Origin of the sequence: Blastococcus saxobsidens (genome assembly GCF_002938435.1) — a bacterium.
Classification (GTDB): Bacteria; Actinomycetota; Actinomycetes; order Mycobacteriales; family Geodermatophilaceae; genus Blastococcus; species Blastococcus saxobsidens.
This window is the reverse complement of the sequence record NZ_POQT01000015.1, coordinates 1-16,676: the sequence shown is the minus strand read 5'-3', so window position 1 is coordinate 16,676 and position 16,676 is coordinate 1. Positions and strand designations below refer to the sequence as shown.

Here is a 16,676-nt window from a genome sequence, read left to right as displayed (position 1 = left end):
CCCTACTCCCTCTCACCGCGAGAGGGGCGGTGCTACCGGAGGGTGCGGGTGTTGTCCGGCAGCCGCTCGGTGACACCGCGGGCATCGAGCCACTCCATGAGCGGGACGGCCACGCGGCGGCTCGTCCCCCATGCCTGCCGGGCCTGGCTGAGGGTGAACGGCTGCGGGATCGCCGCCAGCCGGGTCCGGGCGACCCCGTCGATCCCCGGCGCCAGGTAGACGCCCTCCCCCACGCGCACGAGCTGCCCGCTGCGGACGGCGGCGGCCAGCTCCCGCACGCCCAGCCCCGCGTCGGCCAGGTCCGGCGCCTCCGGGGCGGCGAACGGATCGGTGGCCAGCCGGGCACGGATCTCGTCCACGGCCCGCTGCACCGCGGGCGGCAGGTCGGCGGCGCCGTCGACGACCCGGCCCTCGCGCAGCACCAGCGGCTCGCGCACGAGCGCGGCCACGAGGTCGGCGTCGGGCAGGTCGAGGGCCCGGCGCACGACCTCCGCCGGGGGTCCCGGCTCCAGCGGCCGCAGCCGCCGGAAACGGGTGACGACGTCGGGCACCCGGGCGGCGAGCTCGTCGGCCAGCCCGGGCGCCAGCAACCACGGCCCCTGCTCGGTGGCGCCGGCCGGCACCGGCCAGCCCATCGCGGCGAAGTCCGCCGCGCGCACGATCCGCCGGCGGGCGAGGTCGGCCGCGGCCCCGGCGTCCCCCTCCGGCTGGGCGGCCAGTTCCGCACCGCGCTGCCGGGCGGCCCCGCGACGGCAGAGCTCGGGCGGGTCGACGTCGCGGACGTCGGCGCCGAGCACCCTGCGGGCGCCGGGATCGCGCAGCAGCAACCGGTCCCCGACCCGCAGCGGCAGCGGGGAGGCCAGCCGCAGCCGCACGGCCGTGCCGTCCAGCGGGCGCAGCCGGGCACCGACGGTGGCCGAGCCGACGTGCACGACGGGCTCGGCGGGCAGCCGCTCGTCGGGCTCGGCGGCGAGCGTCACGTCGACGACGTCGGTGAGCCGGAACGCGCCCGGCGTGAGCAGCGCGTCGCCACGGGAGAGGTCCTCGACCGCGACCCCGCGCAGGTTCAGCGCGACCCGGGCGGTGGCCCGCGCGCGCTCCACCGCGGCGCCGAGGGACTGCACGCCCCGCACGGTGACCTCGCGGCCGCCCAGCAGCAGCCGGTCCTCGGGGGCCACGGTGCCGGCGGCGAGAGTCCCGGTGACGACCGTGCCGGCGCCCCTGATGGTGAAGGCCCGGTCGATCCAGAGCCGCACCGGCGCCGTGGCGTCGGGGGCGGGCAGCCGGGCGAGGAGGGACTCCATGGCCGTCGTGAGCTCCGGGAGCCCCTGCCCGGTCACCGAGCTGACGGGCACCGCGGGCACGTCCCCCATCGAGGTGGCGGCCAGCCGCTCGCGCACGTCGGCGACCACCGGCGCGGGATCGGCCAGGTCGGACTTCGTGACGGCGAGCAGCGCCGGCCGCACCCCGAGGGCGTCGAGGACGGCGACGTGCTCGGCGGTCTGGGCCGACCAGCCGTCGTCGGCGGCGACCACCACGAGCGCGGCGGGCACGGATCCGACCCCGGCCAGCATGTTGCCGACGAACCGCTCGTGGCCCGGCACGTCGACGACCGCCAGCCTCCGGCCCGAGGGCAGCGTCGTCCAGGCGAAGCCGAGGTCGATGGTGAGGCCGCGGCGGCGCTCCTCGGCCCAGCGGTCGGGCTCCATGCCGGTGAGCGCCCGCACCAGCGCCGACTTGCCGTGGTCGACGTGCCCCGCGGTCGCGATGACGTCCATGCCGGGAGCGGTCACGTCCACGCAGCCGCCACCGCGAGCACGGCGTCGGCGAGGTCGTCGTCGGCCGAGGGCGGGACGCTGCGCAGGTTCAGCAGCGTGCGGTCGTCCTCGAGGTAGCCCACGACCGGCCTGACCCCGACCCGCAGCGGCTCGGCGAACCCCGGCGGCAGCGAGACGGCGGCACCGGGCAGCGGGTGCTCGGGTGCCCCTCCCCCGCCGACCCGCGACCCGGCGTCCACGGCGAAGGCGTCGATCCCGGCGTCGACGAGCCGGGCGACCACCGCCCGGGCGCGCGCCCGCAACCCGTCGACGTCGGCAGCCAGCATCTCCGGCACCGGCGGCCGCGGGCCGCGCAGCGTCGCCTCCAGCGCGGCGAGCGTCGTCTTGTCCACCCGCAGCGCCCGGTAGAGCGGGTGCCGGCGCAGCCGCTGCACCAGATCGGCGCGGCCCAGCACGAGGCCGGCCTGCGGGCCACCGAGCAGCTTGTCCCCGCTGGCCAGCACGAGGTCCGCGCCGTCGGCCAGCGTGGTCTGCAGGTCCGGCTCGTCGGACAGCACCGGGTGCGGGCGCAGCAGCCCCGACCCGACGTCGGCCACGAGCGGGACGCCGGTGCCCGCCAGCGCCTCCGAGAGCTCGGCCACGGGCACGGCCCGGGTGAACCCGCGGACGACGAAGTTCGACGGGTGCACCTTGAGCACCGCGCCGGTGTCCGGCCCCAGCGCGTCGCGGTAGTCGGCGAGGGCGACCCGGTTCGTGGTGCCCACCTCGCGCAGCCGGGCGCCGGTGCTCTGCAGCAGCTCGGGGATGCGGAAGCCGTCGCCGATCTCGACCAGCTCGCCCCGCGCGAGCACCAGCTCACGGCCCTGCCCGAGCGCGGTGGCCACCAGGGCCAGCGCCGCGGCGCAGTTGTTCACCACGATCGCCGCCTCGGCGGCGGGCACGGCCTCGAGCAGGGCGGCGATGGCCGCCTCGCCGCGAGGTCCCCGGCGCCCGGTGCCGAGGTCCAGCTCGACGTCGGTGGTTCCGGCGGCGGCGGTGATCGCCTCCACCGCGGCCCCCGACAGCGGGGCCCGGCCGAGGTTGGTGTGCACGATGACGCCGGTCGCGTTCAGCACCGGGCGGAGGCTGGACGCCGTCGGGGGCAGGTCGGCCAGCACCGCCTCGACGGCGGCGTCGGGCGCGACCTCACCACCCCGCACCCGCTGCTGCACGCGCTGGACGGCGTCCTTGACCAGCGCGCGTCCCAGCCGCTCGCCGGCGCCGGCGAGCCGGGGGTCGGCGAGCAGCGTGTCGGTGCGCGGCACGTGCCGCCGCGGGTCGTCGCTCATCGCTTCCGGAGAGTAGGCGGGCGGGAGGAGGTGGCGGAGGCGGACGGGAATCGAACCCGCCTGGCCGAGATGCTCGACCACGTCGGCTTTAGAGGCCGCGGGGGCCACCAGACACCCTGACGCCTCCGCCCGGCAGCCTACGTGCCGGAAGTGTCAGAGGGTGCTGCCAGCCTCTCCGACGTGACCAGCACCGAGCACCGCACCCCCGCGCCGCTGCCCCCGGTCGACCTCACCCCGGAGGAGGCGGCCGCGATCGTCGCCGCCCTGTCGGGCCGGTCCGAGGGGCCGTTCGCCGATGCCGGGCAGACGGCGATGGAGAAGGTCCTCACCGCGCTGGAGCCCGATGCGAGCCGCCGGGCCCGCATGCTGGCCAGCCACCGGTGGCTGGCGGCCCAGGCCGCCCGCGAGGCAGACCTGCGGCGCCGGGTCGAGGGCGGGCTGGCCGAGCGGCGGGTGCTGGTCATCGACTACTGCGACCGCCAGCAGCGCTGCTCGGAGCGCACGGTGGAGCCGCAGCTGCTCGCCCGGCAGGGGGCGCACTGGTTCCTGGTCGCCTGGTGCCGGGAGCGCCAGGAGCTGCGCTGGTTCCGGGAGGACCGGATCAGCGATGTCCAGGTGACCGACGAGGTCGCCCAGCGGCGCGAGCTACCGGGCATCGGCACCCCGCCGGCCACGAACCATCCCGCCGGCCGGAAGCTCCCCCGCGGCCCGGTCGCACAGCCGGAGGCGCCCCGGCTCCGGCTGCTCCCCGGCGGCCTCGCCTGACGGTCCGGCCTAGATTCGGTGCCGTGACCACCGCACCCGCCCGAGTCCGGCTCACCCAGTTCGCGCACGGCGGCGGGTGCGCCTGCAAGATCCCGCCCGGTGAGCTGGAGGCGGTGGTCGCCGGTCTGTCCGCCCAGGGCCCGGTGAACCCGGCCGCCGAGCTGATCGTCGGCCTCGACGACGGCGACGACGCCGCCGTGGTGCGCATCGCCGGCGGGCAGGGCCTGGTGCTCACCACCGATTTCTTCACCCCGGTCGTCGACGACGCGTACACCTTCGGCCGGATCGCCGCGGCCAACGCGCTCTCCGACGTCTACGCCATGGGCGGCACACCGGTCGTGGCCGTCAACCTGCTCGGCTGGCCCCGCGACCTGCTGCCCGCCGAGCTGGCCGCGGAGGTGCTGCGGGGCGGCCTGGAGGTCGCCCAGGAGGCCGGCTGCCACGTCGGCGGTGGGCACTCGATCGACGACCCGGAGCCCAAGTACGGGATGGCGGTGACCGGCGTCGTCGACATCGACCAGCTCATCACCAACTCCGGCGCGGTGGCCGGCACCCCGCTCAGCCTCACCAAGCCGCTGGGCGTCGGCGTGCTCAACAGCCGCATGAAGGCCACCGGCGAGGTCTCGGAGGAGGCGGTCGCGTCGATGACCGCACTGAACCGCGACGCCGGCCGGGCCGCGGTCGCCGCCGGGATCCGGGCCGGTACCGACGTCACCGGGTTCGGCCTGCTCGGCCACCTGTACAAGATGGCGCGGGCCAGCGGCGTGACCGCCGTCGTCGACGCCGCCGCCGTCCCGTACCTGACCGGCGCCCGGGCGGCGCTGGCCGACGGGTTCGTGTCCGGCGGGACACGGCGCAACCTCGACTGGGTGCGGCCGCACACCGACCTGTCGGCCGTGCCCGAGGACGAGGCCCTGCTGCTGGCCGACGCGCAGACCTCCGGCGGCCTGCTGCTGGGCGGCGAGGTCCCCGGCGCCCCGGTGATCGGCGAGTTCGTGCCCCGCGGGGAGTTCGTCGTCGTCATCCGCTGACGGGCGCGCCCTCGGGTTCCCGAGTCCGGGCACCAATTCGTTTCCGCGGTGCGGGCGACAGTGCCATCCTGCGACCGCGCGTACGACCACAGCGGTCGGGCGGGGGACGCACGACGGCTCGAGGAGGAGCCCGATGAGGTCGACGGACAGGCGGATCGTGGCGGCCGGCGCAGTGGTGACCGGCCTGCTGTGGGTGGGGACGGGGACGGCCGCCGCCGGCCCGCCCGCCGACCGGGGGAACCTCTTCCCCACCGTGGGTGCGGCCTACGCCTCGCTCCCGGCGCCCGATGGCGACTTCTACGTGCACCTTTCGGTCTTCGACGGGCGGGGCGGGGAGGCGACCGCCGGTGTCGAGGTGTTCGGCACGTACGGCCCCGGGGAGGGCGAGTACTTCGAGTGCTTCGACGGACCCCTCATCGGCGCAACCCTCGACGGCCTGGACGGCGCCACTGCGGAGGGCAGCACCACCCTCGTCTGCGGCGGACCGGCCCTGCCCGGTGACGGCGCCGCCCACGTGACCGTCGACGTGGAGTGGGAGGCGTACGGCCCGGTCGACCGGTCGGCCGTCGTGATCCCGGGGCTGCCGTGCGTCTCGCTCAACAAGCAGCGCGCGGCCGAGGTGACGGGGCTGGTCACGATCACGGTCGCGCTGCCCGAGCGCGAGCCGATCACGGCCACGATCGAGGACGGGTTCGGCGACGTGCGGACGTTGACGGACATCTGCCCGAGGGGTCGCGGCTGACCAGCGGCACCGGCGTCGCCGACGGCGGGCGGCTCGGTTAGCGTCCGGGCATGCTCGCCGTCTTCGTCGCCACGCCCGCCCCGAAGGACCCGCTCTCCGTGCTGGAGGTCGGCGACCGGCCCGAGCCGGTGGCACCCGACGGCTGGACGACGATCCAGGTGAAGGCCGTCTCGCTCAACCACCACGACCTGTTCAGCCTCCAGGGCATCGGGCTGCCCGCCGAGCGGATGCCGATGATCCTCGGCACCGACGCGTCCGGCATCGACGAGGACGGCAACGAGGTCGTCGTCCACGGCGTCATCTCCACCCCGGACTGGATGGGCGACGAGACCCTCGACCCGAAGCGCTCGCTGCTGTCGGAGGTGCACCAGGGCTCGATGGCGGAGAAGGTCGCCGTGCCGAAGCGCAACCTGCTGCCCAAGCCGGCCGAGCTGTCCTTCGCCGAGGCGGCCTGCCTGCCCACCGCGTGGCTGACCGCCTACCGGATGCTGTTCGTGAAGTCCGGGCTGCGCCCGGGCCAGACGGTGCTCGTGCAGGGGGCCAGCGGCGGCGTCGCGACGGCGCTGATCGTGCTGGGCCGCGCGGCGGGCTACCGGATCTGGGTCACCGGTCGCAGCGAGGAGAAGCGCGCCGCGGCCCTGGCGCTGGGCGCCGAGCAGGCGTTCGAGTCCGGCGCGCGGCTGCCCGAGCGGGTCGACGGCGTCATGGAGACCGTCGGCGAGGCGACCTGGAGCCACAGCATCAAGTCGCTCAAGCCCGGCGGGGTGCTGGTGACCTCGGGGGCGACCACCGGCTTCAACCCCGGCGCCGAGCTCAACCGGGTTTTCTTCACCCAGCTGTCGGTCGTCGGCTCGACGATGGGCACCAAGGCGGAGCTGGAGGCGCTCATCCAGATGTGCGCGGTGACCGGCATCCGCCCGCAGATCGACGTCGAGCTGCCGCTGGCGCAGGCCCGCGATGGGTTCGAGCGGATGCTCGAGGGCCGCACCAACGGCAAGATCGCCTTCACGCTCTGAGAGTCCTCGCCCGCCGTCAGCTGACGAGCTTCAGGCCGATCACGCAGCCGACGATCCCGCCCAGCAGCAGCAGTTTGACCAGGGACACCGTCTCGATACCGGTGATCATCGCGTAGGCCACCGTCAGCACCGCGCCGATGCCCACCCACACTGCGTACGCCGTCCCCACCGGCAGCTCGCGCATCGCGAAGGCCAGCCCGGCCATGCTGGCCACCATCGCCACCAGGAACACCATCGACGGCGCCAGCCGGGTGAAGCCCTCCGAGCGGTCGAGCGCGGCCGCCCAGACCGCCTCCAGCATTCCCGACAGCACCAGCACCAACCACGCCATCACGGGCTCCTCTGGCGCCGTCTTGTCGCACACCGGGTACGGCACCGCTCGTCCGGGAGCCGTGGTCGCGGCTCGCCGTGGAGCTTAAGCCGACCCTGGGCGAAGGTGCTCGAGCCGTCGCTGCACGAAGGAGTCGCGGAGCATCGAGGGCCTGCGCACCGACCTCAGGTTCGCGCTGAACCCCTGAGCGGCGCACTGCGGAGCAGGACGAGCGCCGCGAGGGCGGCCAGGCCCGCGGCGATGGCGGCCCCGGCGAAGACCGTGTGCAGCTGCGTGAGGAGCGCGGCCTCGGTGGCGGCGTCGTAGGCGGCGCAGTCGGCGGGAGTGCCCGGGCAGAGCTCCATCGGCGTCCCGATCGCCGCGACCTCGGCGGTGAACCGGCGCAGCGCGACGGCGGTGAGCAGCGACAGCCCGGCCAGCATCCCCACGGTCCGGGCGACGACGGCGAGCGCGCCGGCGCTGCCGTGCACCTCCGCCCGGGTGACGGCGAGCAGCACGGCGTTCACCGGGGCGATGGCCAGACCGAACCCGAGCCCGGCGGCAAGCAGGACGACGGTCGACGGCCAGCCGTCCAGCGCCCGCTCGTCCCAGGTGGTCATCGCGACGAAGGCGACGGCAGCCAGCGCCATCCCGGCCGCCGCCACGACGCGCGGGGCGACCACCCGGCACAGCCAGCCCCCGGCGACCGCCCCGACCGGGACGGCGATCAGCAGCCGCAGCAGCACCAGCGCCGCGCCCAGCTGGTCACCCGGCGTCGTGGTGGCCCGGGCGTAGAGCGGGATGTCGACCAGTGCTGCCACCAGCGCGACGCCCACCAGCAGGTTCACCAGCATCGCGCCCCAGGCGCCGACCGGGCGCAGCGCGTCCAGCGGCAGCACGGGGTTGGCTGCCCGCCGCTCGTGCAGCACGAACAGCAGCGCCGCGACGGCGGCCAGCGGCAGGAGCAGCCAGCCGTGCGCCACCACCTGGCGCGCGGGGTCGGCGGCGGCGAAGGCCCACACCAGCGACCCCAGGGCCACGACGGCCAGCGCCGAGCCCAGGACGTCGACCTCGCGGGTGAGCGCGCCGAGCCCGCGCAGGGGCAGCACCGCACCGGCCGGGTGGGCGAGGCTGCGCGCGACGAGCCCGGCGGTCGCGAGCAGCGCCACCAGCATCAGCGGGGACGTCCACGGCCATGCCTCGACCAGCGGCACGTAGAGCAGCCCGAGCGTGACGTCCTCTGCCAGCGCGGCCGGCTCGGCCAGGTGCAGCCCCAGTGCGAGGGTCGCCAGCGCGGCCAGGACCAGCCCGACGGCGTCCGGACGCCGCGCCCGCGCGGCTGCGGCCACGCCGGCGGCCAGTCCGACCCCGAGCAGCAGGTTCAGCCAGAAGATCGCCCGCCAGTCCGCCACCGCGAGCACCGCCGCGCCGGCCAGCGGGCCGAGCACCGCCCCGGCCTCCTGCACCGCACCGACGACCCCGAGCGGCACCGACCGCCGCTCCGGCGGCCACCGGTCGGCCACGAGCGCGAGGGTCGCGGGCACCAGTCCCCCCGCGCCGATGCCCTGCAGCCCGCGTCCGGCGACGGCGAGGCCGAGCGAGTCCGCCGAGGCGGTGAGCAGCGAGCCCAGCGCGAACAGCAGGAGGCAGCCGACGAGGACCGGCGTCCGGCCGCGCAGATCGGCCAGCCGGCCCAGCAGCGGCAGCGTGGCCGTGTAGCCCAGCAGGAAGCCTCCGACGATCGGCGTCGCCCGCTGCAGGTCGTCCAGCCCGACCCCGACCCCGGTGAGGATGTCGGGCAGCGCGAGGACGACGACGTAGGTGTCGGCGGCCGTGACCAGCACGGCCAGCGTGGCGAGGGCGACCGCCGCCGTCCCGGGGACGGGGGTGCGGCCGGTGACCGCCGGGTCAGCCGGTGGGCGGTGCGGTGATGTCGACATCGGCCCCGAAGTCGCTGAGCTCGAGGGTGTAGGTCGCGTTCTCACCGGCGGCGAAGAACGGCCCGGTCAGCTCCGCCCGGCGCAGCTCACCGCTCTCGGTGGCGACGGAGAAGCGGGCGCGCACGGCCTGGGACGGGTCCTTGCTGGTGAGGATCTGCTCGACGAGGTCGCCGGGGAGTTCGGCGGTCACCTCGCGGACCACCTCGCCGTCCACCCGGCGCTCCTCCCCCAGCTCCGCGGACTGCGCCTCGGCCAGGAGCTGCGAGATGCCCGTCTCCGGGTCGAGCAGCGCCCCGGGGTCACCGATGCCGAACTGCGCCGGCTCGATCACGCTGAACCCGTCGGCGAACGGCAGCTCGGCGTAGACGGTGCCGTCGACGGAGACGACCTGGAGGTCGACTTTCGAGCCGAGGGCCACGACCTGGAGCGTCCCCTCGAAGGACGCCGGACGGGCGATGTCACCCTCGCCGCCCACGAGGGCGGTGCCCGACGACGGAGCGCCCTCGCTGTCCAGCACGAAGTGGGCGCTCGACGTCTCGTCCAGGTGCTCCTTGGCGCGACCCAGCAGGTCCGCCGCCGACTCCTCCGGCTCCTCGCTGCCGCAGCCGACCAGTGCCGGACCGGCGAGCAGGGCGAGGGAGATCAGCGCGATCCCCGACCGGCGCAGAGACATGGCCACCTCCCTCGGGACCGGTCGACCCGGCCGTCGCGGCGGACACTAGCGCGCCGGCCCCCTACAGGACGGGAGCGATCCGCCTGGCGATCTTCGCGACCACCTTCGCGCGGTCCTTCTCGGGCAGGTACGGCAGCGCGGGATCGAGCTCGGGGATCCGGTACTTCTGCGTCGTGAAGGCCCGGAAGACCAGCCCGATCGTCACGTCGTGCCCGGGCCGCTCGACGACCTCCACGGCGTCACCCGCGCCGAGCTCACCGGTCTCGAGCACCCGCAGGTAGGCCCCGCTGGCACCGCGCGCGGTGAACCGCTTGACCAGCTGCGGCACGTCCCAGAAGCGGGCGAAGTTCGCGCACGGGATGCGCGGAGCGCTCACCTCGAGCAGCGCGGTCCCGATGCGCCAGCGCTCGCCCAGCACCGCCTCGGTCAGGTCCAGCCCCGTCGTCCGCAGGTTCTCCCCGAACCGGCCCGGCGGCAGCTCGCGGCCGAGCTCGGCCACCCACCAGTCGGCGTCCTCCTGCGCGTAGGCGTAGACCTGCTGCCCGTCCCCGCCGTGGTACTTCCGGTTGACCTGGACGTCGCCGTCCAGGCCGAGCTCCCCGACGGCGACCCGGCCGGCGACCGGCCTCTTGTCGATGCCGCTGCGGTCGGGACGGCGCCCCGGCAGCGCCAGCAGGTCAGCACCCGAGACGCAGACGGCCTCGACCCGCGCGTCGCCGAGCGGCCCGCTCACTGCCCCGGCTCGCTGGCGCTCGCCGCGCGTTCGCGACGCTGCTCTGCCATCGGTGAGCTCGCGAGCTCGCTCACTGCGCCGGCTCGCTGGCGCTCGCCGCGCGTTCGCGACGCTGCTCTGCCATCGGTGAGCTCGCGAGCTCGCTCACTTGGGCTTGGACGCGGTCGACTCGTTCGTGGAGAGCGCGGCGACGAACGCCTCCTGGGGGACCTCGACGCGGCCGACCATCTTCATCCGCTTCTTGCCCTCCTTCTGCTTCTCCAGCAGCTTGCGCTTGCGGGTGATGTCACCGCCGTAGCACTTGGCGAGGACGTCCTTGCGGATCGCGCGCACCGTCTCGCGGGCGATGACCCGGGAACCGACGGCGGCCTGGATGGGCACCTCGAACTGCTGCCGCGGGATGAGCTCGCGCAGCTTGCCGGCCATCATCACGCCGTAGCTGTAGGCCTTGTCCTTGTGCACGATCGCGCTGAACGCGTCGACCGCCTCGCCCTGCAGCAGGATGTCCACCTTGACCAGCGCGGACTCCTGCTCGCCGGCCTCCTGGTAGTCCAGGGAGGCGTAGCCGCGGGTGCGCGACTTCAGGGCGTCGAAGAAGTCGAAGATGATCTCGCCCAGGGGCAGCGTGTAGCGCAGCTCCACGCGGGACTCGCTGAGGTAGTCCATCCCGCCCAGCTGGCCGCGCCGGCTCTGGCAGAGCTCCATGATCGCGCCGGTGTAGTCGCTCGGGGCGATGATCGTCGCGTTGACGATCGGCTCGAAGACCTTGTCGATCTTGCCCTCGGGCCAGTCGCTCGGGTTGGTCACCGTGATCTCCGAGCCGTCCTCCATGACCACGCGGTAGACGACGTTGGGCGCGGTGGAGATGAGGCTGATGCCGGCCTCGCGCTCCAGCCGCTCCCGGACGATCTCCAGGTGCAGCAGGCCGAGGAAGCCGACGCGGAAGCCGAAGCCCAGCGCGGCCGACGTCTCAGGCTCGTAGACCAGGGCGGCGTCGTTGAGCAGCAGCTTGTCCAGCGCCTCGCGCAGCAGCGGGTACTCGCTGCCGTCGATCGGGTAGAGGCCGGAGTAGACCATCGGCTTGGGGTCGCGATAGCCGCCGATGGACTCGCTGGCCGGCTTGTGCTGCAGCGTCACCGTGTCACCGACGCGGGACTGGCGGACGTCCTTCACCCCGGTGATGAAGTAGCCGACCTCGCCGACGCCCAGGGACGCCACGGGCTTGGGCTCGGGCGAGATGACGCCGATCTCCAGCAGCTCGTGCGTGGCGCCGGTGGACATCATCTTGATCCGCTCGCGGGCGGAGATCCGGCCGTCGACCACCCGGACGTAGGTGATGACACCGCGGTAGATGTCGTAGACCGAGTCGAAGATCATCGCCCGGGCCGGGCCCTCGGCGACGCCGGTCGGGGCCGGGATGTCGGTGACGATGCGGTCGAGCAGCTCGGGGACGCCGACGCCGGTCTTGCCGCTGACGCGCAGGACGTCGTCGGGGTCGCAGCCGATGATGTGCGCGATCTCCGCGGCGTACTTCTCCGGCTGGGCGGCGGGCAGGTCGATCTTGTTCAGCACCGGGATGATCGTGAGGTCGTTCTCCAGCGCCAGGTACAGGTTGGCCAGCGTCTGGGCCTCGATCCCCTGCGCGGCGTCGACCAGCAGCACCGCGCCCTCGCAGGCGGCCAGCGACCGGGACACCTCGTAGGTGAAGTCGACGTGGCCAGGGGTGTCGATCATGTCCAGCACGAACTCGGTGCTGGTGTCGGCGCCGCTGCGCGGGGTCCAGGGCAGCCGGACGTTCTGCGCCTTGATGGTGATGCCGCGTTCGCGCTCGATGTCCATGCGGTCGAGGTACTGGGCACGCATGTTGCGGCCCTCGACGATTCCGGTCACTTCCAGCATCCGGTCGGCCAGCGTCGACTTGCCGTGGTCGATGTGGGCGATGATGCAGAAGTTCCGGATGCGGGCCGGATCGGTGGCAGCGGGAGTCGTCACAGTGCCGCCATCGTCCCACGTCCCCGGCGGCGTGACGGCGCGACCCGGCGCGCAGGACCGACGCGGGCGCGGAGTTCCGGAGGCGCCGGTCCGGGGCAGGAGGGGCGCGTGCTGCTGACAGCCTCGCCACAGTCCGGGAGACCGGCTCCCTCGACGACGCCCGCGCGGCGGACCGCGGGACGCCTCCTCGCCCGGCCCGTGGCGGTCACCGGGGTGTGCGCGCTGGTGCTGGCCCTGCTCGTCGAGGCGGCCCCGGTCGTCGGTGGTGACCTCGTCGCGCAGGAGTGGTGGGCGTCGTGGGCGTCGTCCAACCGGGCGCCGGTCGACCTCGGCTGGTACGGCGGGGTGACGGTCGCCTCCTACAGTCTGCTCAGCCCGTGGGCCGGGGCGCTGCTGGGCCTGCCGCTGGTCGGGGTCCTGGGCACGGTCCTCGGCGCCACCTCGACCGCCGCCCTGCTCGGCCGGCTCCGGCCTCCCCCGGCGCGGTGGACCGCCGCGGGCGTCGTCGGCGCGGGCATGTGGGCGGCGAACGAGTGGAGCGGCCGGACCACCTTCGGTCTGGGCGCCGCACTGGGGTGCCTCGCGCTCGTGGTGGTGACCGGGCGCGGTCGTGCCGGCCGGCTCACCGGCGGGGTGCTGGCGGCGCTGGCCGGGGCTACGAGCCCGGTGGCGGCCGCGTTCCTGGTCCTGGCGGCGGCCGCCTGGTGGCTCGGGGCGCAGCGGGGGACGCGGTGGTCCGCGGTGCGCCTCCGCCCGGTCGAGCCGTGGGTGATCGCCGTCGGGGCGCTGCTCTCCGTGGCGGCCGCCAAGCTCCTCGGCGCGGTGAGCGGCCCGCAGCCGACCAGCGCCCACCAGATGCTGGCGGCGGTGGCGGCAGCCGCGCTCACCGCGGCGCTGGTGCCCGTCGCGCACCGCGCGCTGCGCACCGGCGCGCTGCTCACCGCCCTGTTGCTGCTGGCGACCTGGCTGATCAGCAGCCCGGTCGGCTCGACCTCCACCCGCCTCGTCCTGCTCTTCGCCGCCCCGGTGGTGGTGGCCGTGGGGCGCACCCGGCCGGCGGGGACCTTCCTCGCCGCGGTGGCCGTCGTCTGGCTGCTGCCGCCCGTCGTGGTGCGGGACCTCATGCCGCGCGACGCGGCGCCGCCGGCACCGCAGGCGGAGACGCTGCTGGCCGAGCTCCGGGCCCGCGGACCGGTGGGGCGCATCGAGGTGGTGCCGCTGAACAGCCACGAGGAGAGCATGTCGGTGGCGCAGGGGGTCCCTCTGGCGCGTGGCTGGCTGCGCCAGCTGGACACGGTGCACGCCGGGCTGTTCTACGACGGCACCCTGGACGCCGGCACGTACCTGGCCTGGCTCCGGAACGCCGGGGTCTCCTACGTGGTGCTGCCCAGCGGGCCGCTGGACTGGCCGACGGGCGGCGAGGCGCGGCTGCTGCGCGAGGGCGTGCCCGGGCTGCGGGAGGTGTGGTCGGACCGGTCGTGGCGGCTGTTCGAGGTGTCCGGTGGAGGCATGGTCCGGGGTGGGGCCACGCTGGTGTCCAGCGACCGGTCCCGGCTGGTCGTGGACGTGCCGGCCGCCGGGCAGGTGGAGGTCGCGCTGCGGTGGTCGCAGTGGTCGACGGTCGAGGGCCCCGACGGCTGCGTGTCCCCGGGCGACCGGGACGGCTGGACGATGCTGACGGCCGACCGTCCGGGCCGCTACGTCCTCAGCAGCGCGTGGCTGCCCACCGGGCAGTGCGACTGACACGGTGCGGACCGGCCGGGTTGGGGCACGGCCCGATGCGCTGGTATCTTGGCAGACCGGTCCTGGCGCGCGGTCGTGCACTGCGCCCGGACGCACTGTCAGAAGTACTCCCTCCTGCGAGACACCCGAGGCTCACGCGTGGCGAACATCAAGTCCCAGCTCAAGCGGATCAAGACGAACGAGAAGGCGCGTCAGCGCAACGTCGCCGTCAAGTCCGCCCTGAAGACCGCCGTCCGGCGCGTCCGCACTGCTGCCGAGTCCGGGGACGCCGCTGCCGCGAGCGCTGCCTTCCAGGTCGCCGCCAAGCAGCTGGACAAGGCCGCCAGCAAGGGCGTCATCCACAAGAACCAGGCGGCCAACCGCAAGTCGGGTCTGGCCAAGCAGGTCGCCGGCCTCTGAGCCGGAGCGCCGCGCCTCGCGCGGAGCCGAACGAGCCCCTGTCCCTCGCGGGACGGGGGCTCGTCGCATTCGGCGGGTGCGACGTGCGGGCCCGTCCTCGCACCGGCCCGCTGACCCGGTGACCCTCGCCGGGCCGCTGACCGATCGGGTGGGTCAGCGACCGGTACGGGCCGGCCGGCCCCTGCCGGTCTCGGCGCGGATGGTGACGATCCGCCGGATCGCCCGCTCCAGGGCGTAGTCGGCGCTGGCCGCTGCGCCCTTCACGTCGGCGTTGAGGTCGGCGGCCACGCCCAGGGCCAGCTGCAGCCCCTCGATGCTCCAGCCGCGCGCCTGCGCCTGCGCCTTCTTGACCTTCCAGGGCGGCATCTTCAGCGTGCGGGCGAGCTCGCCCGGGTTGGTGGAGCTCAGCGAGGCGACCCGCGCCGCGGTACGGACGCCGTCGGCGATCGCATCGGCGATGAGCACGTGGGCCACGCCCCGCTCCAGCGCCCACCGGAGCATCTCGATGGACCCGGCGCGGTCGCCGGTCAGGACCCGCTCGGCGACGGTGAAGCCGGTGACCTCGGCCTGCCCCCGGTGGAACCGGGCGACGTCGTCGGCGTCGATGGTGCCGCCGAAGTCCGACAGCAGCTGGCTCACCGCCGCCGACAGGGAGCGCAGGTCCGCCCCGATGGCGTCGACGAGCGCGGTGACCGCATCGGGGGTGATGCGCCCGCCGAAGGTGCGCACCTCGTTGCGCACGAAGGCGATCCGGTCGCCCACCGAGCTGACCTTCGGGCACTCGTCGACCGCCGCGCCGGCCGACGTGAAGGTCTTGACCAGCGCCTCGTTGCGCTTGCCGCCGTTGTGCACGAGGACGAGCGTCAGCTCGGGATCGGGATCCTTGGCGTAGCTGGTCAGGGAGGCGGCCAGCGCGCTCGCCGCCTCCTGGACGCCGGTGACGACGACCAGGCGGTGCCCGCCGAAGAGGGAGGGCGCCAGCACGTCGGCCAGCTGACCGACCGGCAGGCCCATCGCGGCCAGCTCGTGCACCTCCACGTCGGGGTGGCGGGCGAGGACGGCGGTGCGGACGGCGCCGACGGCCCGCGAGCGCAGCAGCTCCTCCTCGCCCATCACCACGCGCAGCCGGGAGGTGGGCTCGACGGCTGACGCTGGCACGCCTGCATGGTGCCACGGGACGCCGACGTCCCCGGCCGCCCGGGAGGACCCCGCCCCGCGTCGCGGCGTCCACCGGCCCGGGCGTCTCCCCCACCTCTGCCGACGCGGTGCCGCCCAGACCCCGGCCGCGCTCGACGACCCCCCAGTCGCCGGCCCGGCCCACCACCGCGAGGTCCCCGCCGAGGTCGGTGCGGTGCACGCGCATCCCCGCGTCGGCGAGCCAGCCGAGCAGCCGGGGCGCCGGATGGCCGTAGGTGTTGTCGGCGCCCAGCGAGATGAGCGCGACCGCGGCGCCGGTCGCCGCCAGGAAGTCCGGGTCGGCGTCGCCGCTGCCGTGGTGCGGCACCTTGAGGACGTCGGCCCGCAGGTCGGTGCCGTCGCGCACCAGCCGCGCCTCCGCCTCCGCGCCGAGGTCACCGGTCAGCAGCAGGCGCAGGCCCCGGACCGTCACGCGGACCACCAGGGACAGGTCGTTGGCCGCCGACTCCCCGGCAGCCGCGGCCCGGCGGGGGTCGGGCGCGAGGACCTCGAGCAGCGCTCCCCCGGTCTCGCGCCTGTCCCCGGGCAGCAGCACGGCGCGCGTCGCCTCGGAGCGGTGCACGAGCGCGTCCAGGGCTCCTGCCCGCTCGTCGGCCGGGGAGAGCGCGCCGGTGGCCACGACGCCGACGGTGCGCCCCGCCAGCGCGCCGGGGAGGCCGCCGACGTGGTCGGCGTCGAGGTGGGTCAGGAGCACCAGCGGCAGCCGGTCGATGCCGAGCCGTTCCAGGCAGCGGTCGACCGGCCCCACCTCCGGGCCTGCGTCGACGAGCACGCCGGCGCCGTCGCCCAGCGGGAGGACCAGGCCGTCGCCCTGCCCGACGTCGCAGGCCACCAGCGCCACCCCCGTCGGCGGCCAGCCGACCAGCGGCTGGCGCAGCGGCCAGCCGACCACGACGAGCGCCACCAGGGCGGCCAGCGCAGGCGGGCGCAGCCGGGGGAACCGCCACAGCGCCCAACCGGCGGCGCCGAGCAGGGCGCCGAGCACCAGCGCGCCGACCGCCCCGGCCGGCCAGCCGGTGACGGCGTCGG

At 75.3% G+C, this 16,676-nt stretch carries 14 protein-coding genes, 1 tRNA gene, 1 pseudogene and 1 riboswitch; of the genes and pseudogenes, 6 read left to right on the top strand and 10 right to left on the bottom strand.

The window, feature by feature from the left end:
* Positions 1 to 32: 32 nt before the first annotated feature.
* The 3 genes from selB to C5507_RS22260 form a co-directional block, all read right to left on the bottom strand.
* Complete coding sequence (selB, locus tag C5507_RS10895; protein ID WP_242610946.1) at positions 33 to 1,799, bottom strand: selenocysteine-specific translation elongation factor; 1,767 nt, start codon at positions 1,797 to 1,799, stop codon at positions 33 to 35.
* Entirely contained in the window at positions 1,790 to 3,106 is a 1,317-nt protein-coding gene (selA, locus tag C5507_RS10890; RefSeq protein WP_104528551.1) for an L-seryl-tRNA(Sec) selenium transferase, read from the bottom strand. The genes selB and selA overlap by 10 nt, the downstream gene beginning before the upstream one ends.
* A 31-nt stretch (positions 3,107 to 3,137) precedes the next feature.
* Positions 3,138 to 3,233: transfer RNA gene (locus tag C5507_RS22260), tRNA-OTHER, on the bottom strand.
* Between the two features lie 53 nt (positions 3,234 to 3,286).
* Here C5507_RS22260 and C5507_RS10885 point away from each other — a divergent pair.
* From C5507_RS10885 to C5507_RS10870, 4 genes are all read left to right on the top strand, one after another.
* Positions 3,287 to 3,871: a helix-turn-helix transcriptional regulator gene (locus C5507_RS10885; RefSeq protein ID WP_207225654.1), complete on the top strand. Its 585-nt coding sequence runs from the start codon at positions 3,287 to 3,289 to the stop codon at positions 3,869 to 3,871.
* Between the two features lie 23 nt (positions 3,872 to 3,894).
* Entirely contained in the window at positions 3,895 to 4,902 is a 1,008-nt protein-coding gene (gene selD / locus C5507_RS10880) for a selenide, water dikinase SelD (RefSeq protein WP_104528550.1), read from the top strand.
* Positions 4,903 to 5,035: 133 nt separating this feature from the next.
* A complete protein-coding gene (locus C5507_RS10875; RefSeq protein ID WP_130504148.1) occupies positions 5,036 to 5,644 on the top strand; it encodes a hypothetical protein in 609 nt (202 codons plus the stop codon).
* A 50-nt stretch (positions 5,645 to 5,694) separates the two neighbouring features.
* Positions 5,695 to 6,660 carry a zinc-binding dehydrogenase gene (locus C5507_RS10870; RefSeq protein WP_104528548.1) on the top strand — a complete coding sequence of 322 codons (966 nt, stop codon included), beginning with the start codon at positions 5,695 to 5,697 and terminating at the stop codon, positions 6,658 to 6,660.
* Positions 6,661 to 6,676: 16 nt separating this feature from the next.
* Here the strand turns inward: C5507_RS10870 and C5507_RS10865 are convergent, their stop codons facing one another.
* The 5 genes from C5507_RS10865 to lepA form a co-directional block, all read right to left on the bottom strand.
* Positions 6,677 to 6,991, bottom strand: coding sequence for a DMT family transporter (locus C5507_RS10865; protein ID WP_104528547.1), 315 nt, complete (start codon positions 6,989 to 6,991; stop codon positions 6,677 to 6,679).
* 11 nt (positions 6,992 to 7,002) lie between these two features.
* Positions 7,003 to 7,068: riboswitch (guanidine-III (ykkC-III) riboswitch) on the bottom strand.
* 87 nt (positions 7,069 to 7,155) lie between these two features.
* A complete protein-coding gene (locus C5507_RS10860) occupies positions 7,156 to 8,910 on the bottom strand; it encodes an MFS transporter (RefSeq protein WP_104528546.1) in 1,755 nt (584 codons plus the stop codon).
* Complete coding sequence (locus C5507_RS10855; RefSeq protein ID WP_104528545.1) at positions 8,879 to 9,583, bottom strand: LppX_LprAFG lipoprotein; 705 nt, start codon at positions 9,581 to 9,583, stop codon at positions 8,879 to 8,881. Before C5507_RS10855 ends, C5507_RS10860 begins: the two co-directional genes overlap by 32 nt.
* 61 nt (positions 9,584 to 9,644) lie before the next feature.
* Entirely contained in the window at positions 9,645 to 10,316 is a 672-nt protein-coding gene (locus C5507_RS10850; RefSeq protein WP_104528544.1) for an MOSC domain-containing protein, read from the bottom strand.
* Positions 10,317 to 10,460: 144 nt separating this feature from the next.
* Complete coding sequence (gene lepA, locus C5507_RS10845) at positions 10,461 to 12,308, bottom strand: translation elongation factor 4 (RefSeq protein ID WP_104528543.1); 1,848 nt, start codon at positions 12,306 to 12,308, stop codon at positions 10,461 to 10,463.
* A gap of 198 nt (positions 12,309 to 12,506) precedes the next feature.
* Here lepA and C5507_RS10840 point away from each other — a divergent pair, with 198 nt between their 5' ends.
* On the top strand, positions 12,507 to 14,051 hold the full coding sequence (locus tag C5507_RS10840) for a hypothetical protein (protein WP_104528542.1): 1,545 nt from the start codon (positions 12,507 to 12,509) through the stop codon (positions 14,049 to 14,051).
* A 138-nt stretch (positions 14,052 to 14,189) separates the two neighbouring features.
* Positions 14,190 to 14,450 (top strand): 30S ribosomal protein S20, encoded by a 261-nt coding sequence (gene rpsT / locus C5507_RS10835; RefSeq protein WP_104528541.1) that lies wholly within the window; start codon positions 14,190 to 14,192, stop codon positions 14,448 to 14,450.
* A 153-nt stretch (positions 14,451 to 14,603) separates the two neighbouring features.
* On the opposite strand, the gene holA is transcribed toward rpsT, so the two are convergent.
* Positions 14,604 to 15,608, bottom strand: a complete 1,005-nt coding sequence (gene holA / locus C5507_RS22255) for a DNA polymerase III subunit delta (RefSeq protein WP_242610945.1) — start codon at positions 15,606 to 15,608, stop codon at positions 14,604 to 14,606.
* A 388-nt stretch (positions 15,609 to 15,996) separates the two neighbouring features.
* Positions 15,997 to 16,395 (bottom strand): annotated as a pseudogene (locus tag C5507_RS23130) (ComEC/Rec2 family competence protein); the annotation flags it as partial.
* Positions 16,396 to 16,676 lie beyond the last annotated feature (281 nt).

Coding starts and splice junctions, on each gene's coding strand:
- selA (WP_104528551.1), bottom strand. CDS start 3,106: ATGAGCGACGACCCGCGGCGGCACGTGCCGCGCACCGACACGCTGCTC.
- C5507_RS10875 (WP_130504148.1), top strand. CDS start 5,036: ATGAGGTCGACGGACAGGCGGATCGTGGCGGCCGGCGCAGTGGTGACC.
- C5507_RS10870 (WP_104528548.1), top strand. CDS start 5,695: ATGCTCGCCGTCTTCGTCGCCACGCCCGCCCCGAAGGACCCGCTCTCC.
- C5507_RS10865 (WP_104528547.1), bottom strand. CDS start 6,991: ATGGCGTGGTTGGTGCTGGTGCTGTCGGGAATGCTGGAGGCGGTCTGG.
- C5507_RS10860 (WP_104528546.1), bottom strand. CDS start 8,910: ATGTCGACATCACCGCACCGCCCACCGGCTGACCCGGCGGTCACCGGC.
- C5507_RS10855 (WP_104528545.1), bottom strand. CDS start 9,583: ATGTCTCTGCGCCGGTCGGGGATCGCGCTGATCTCCCTCGCCCTGCTC.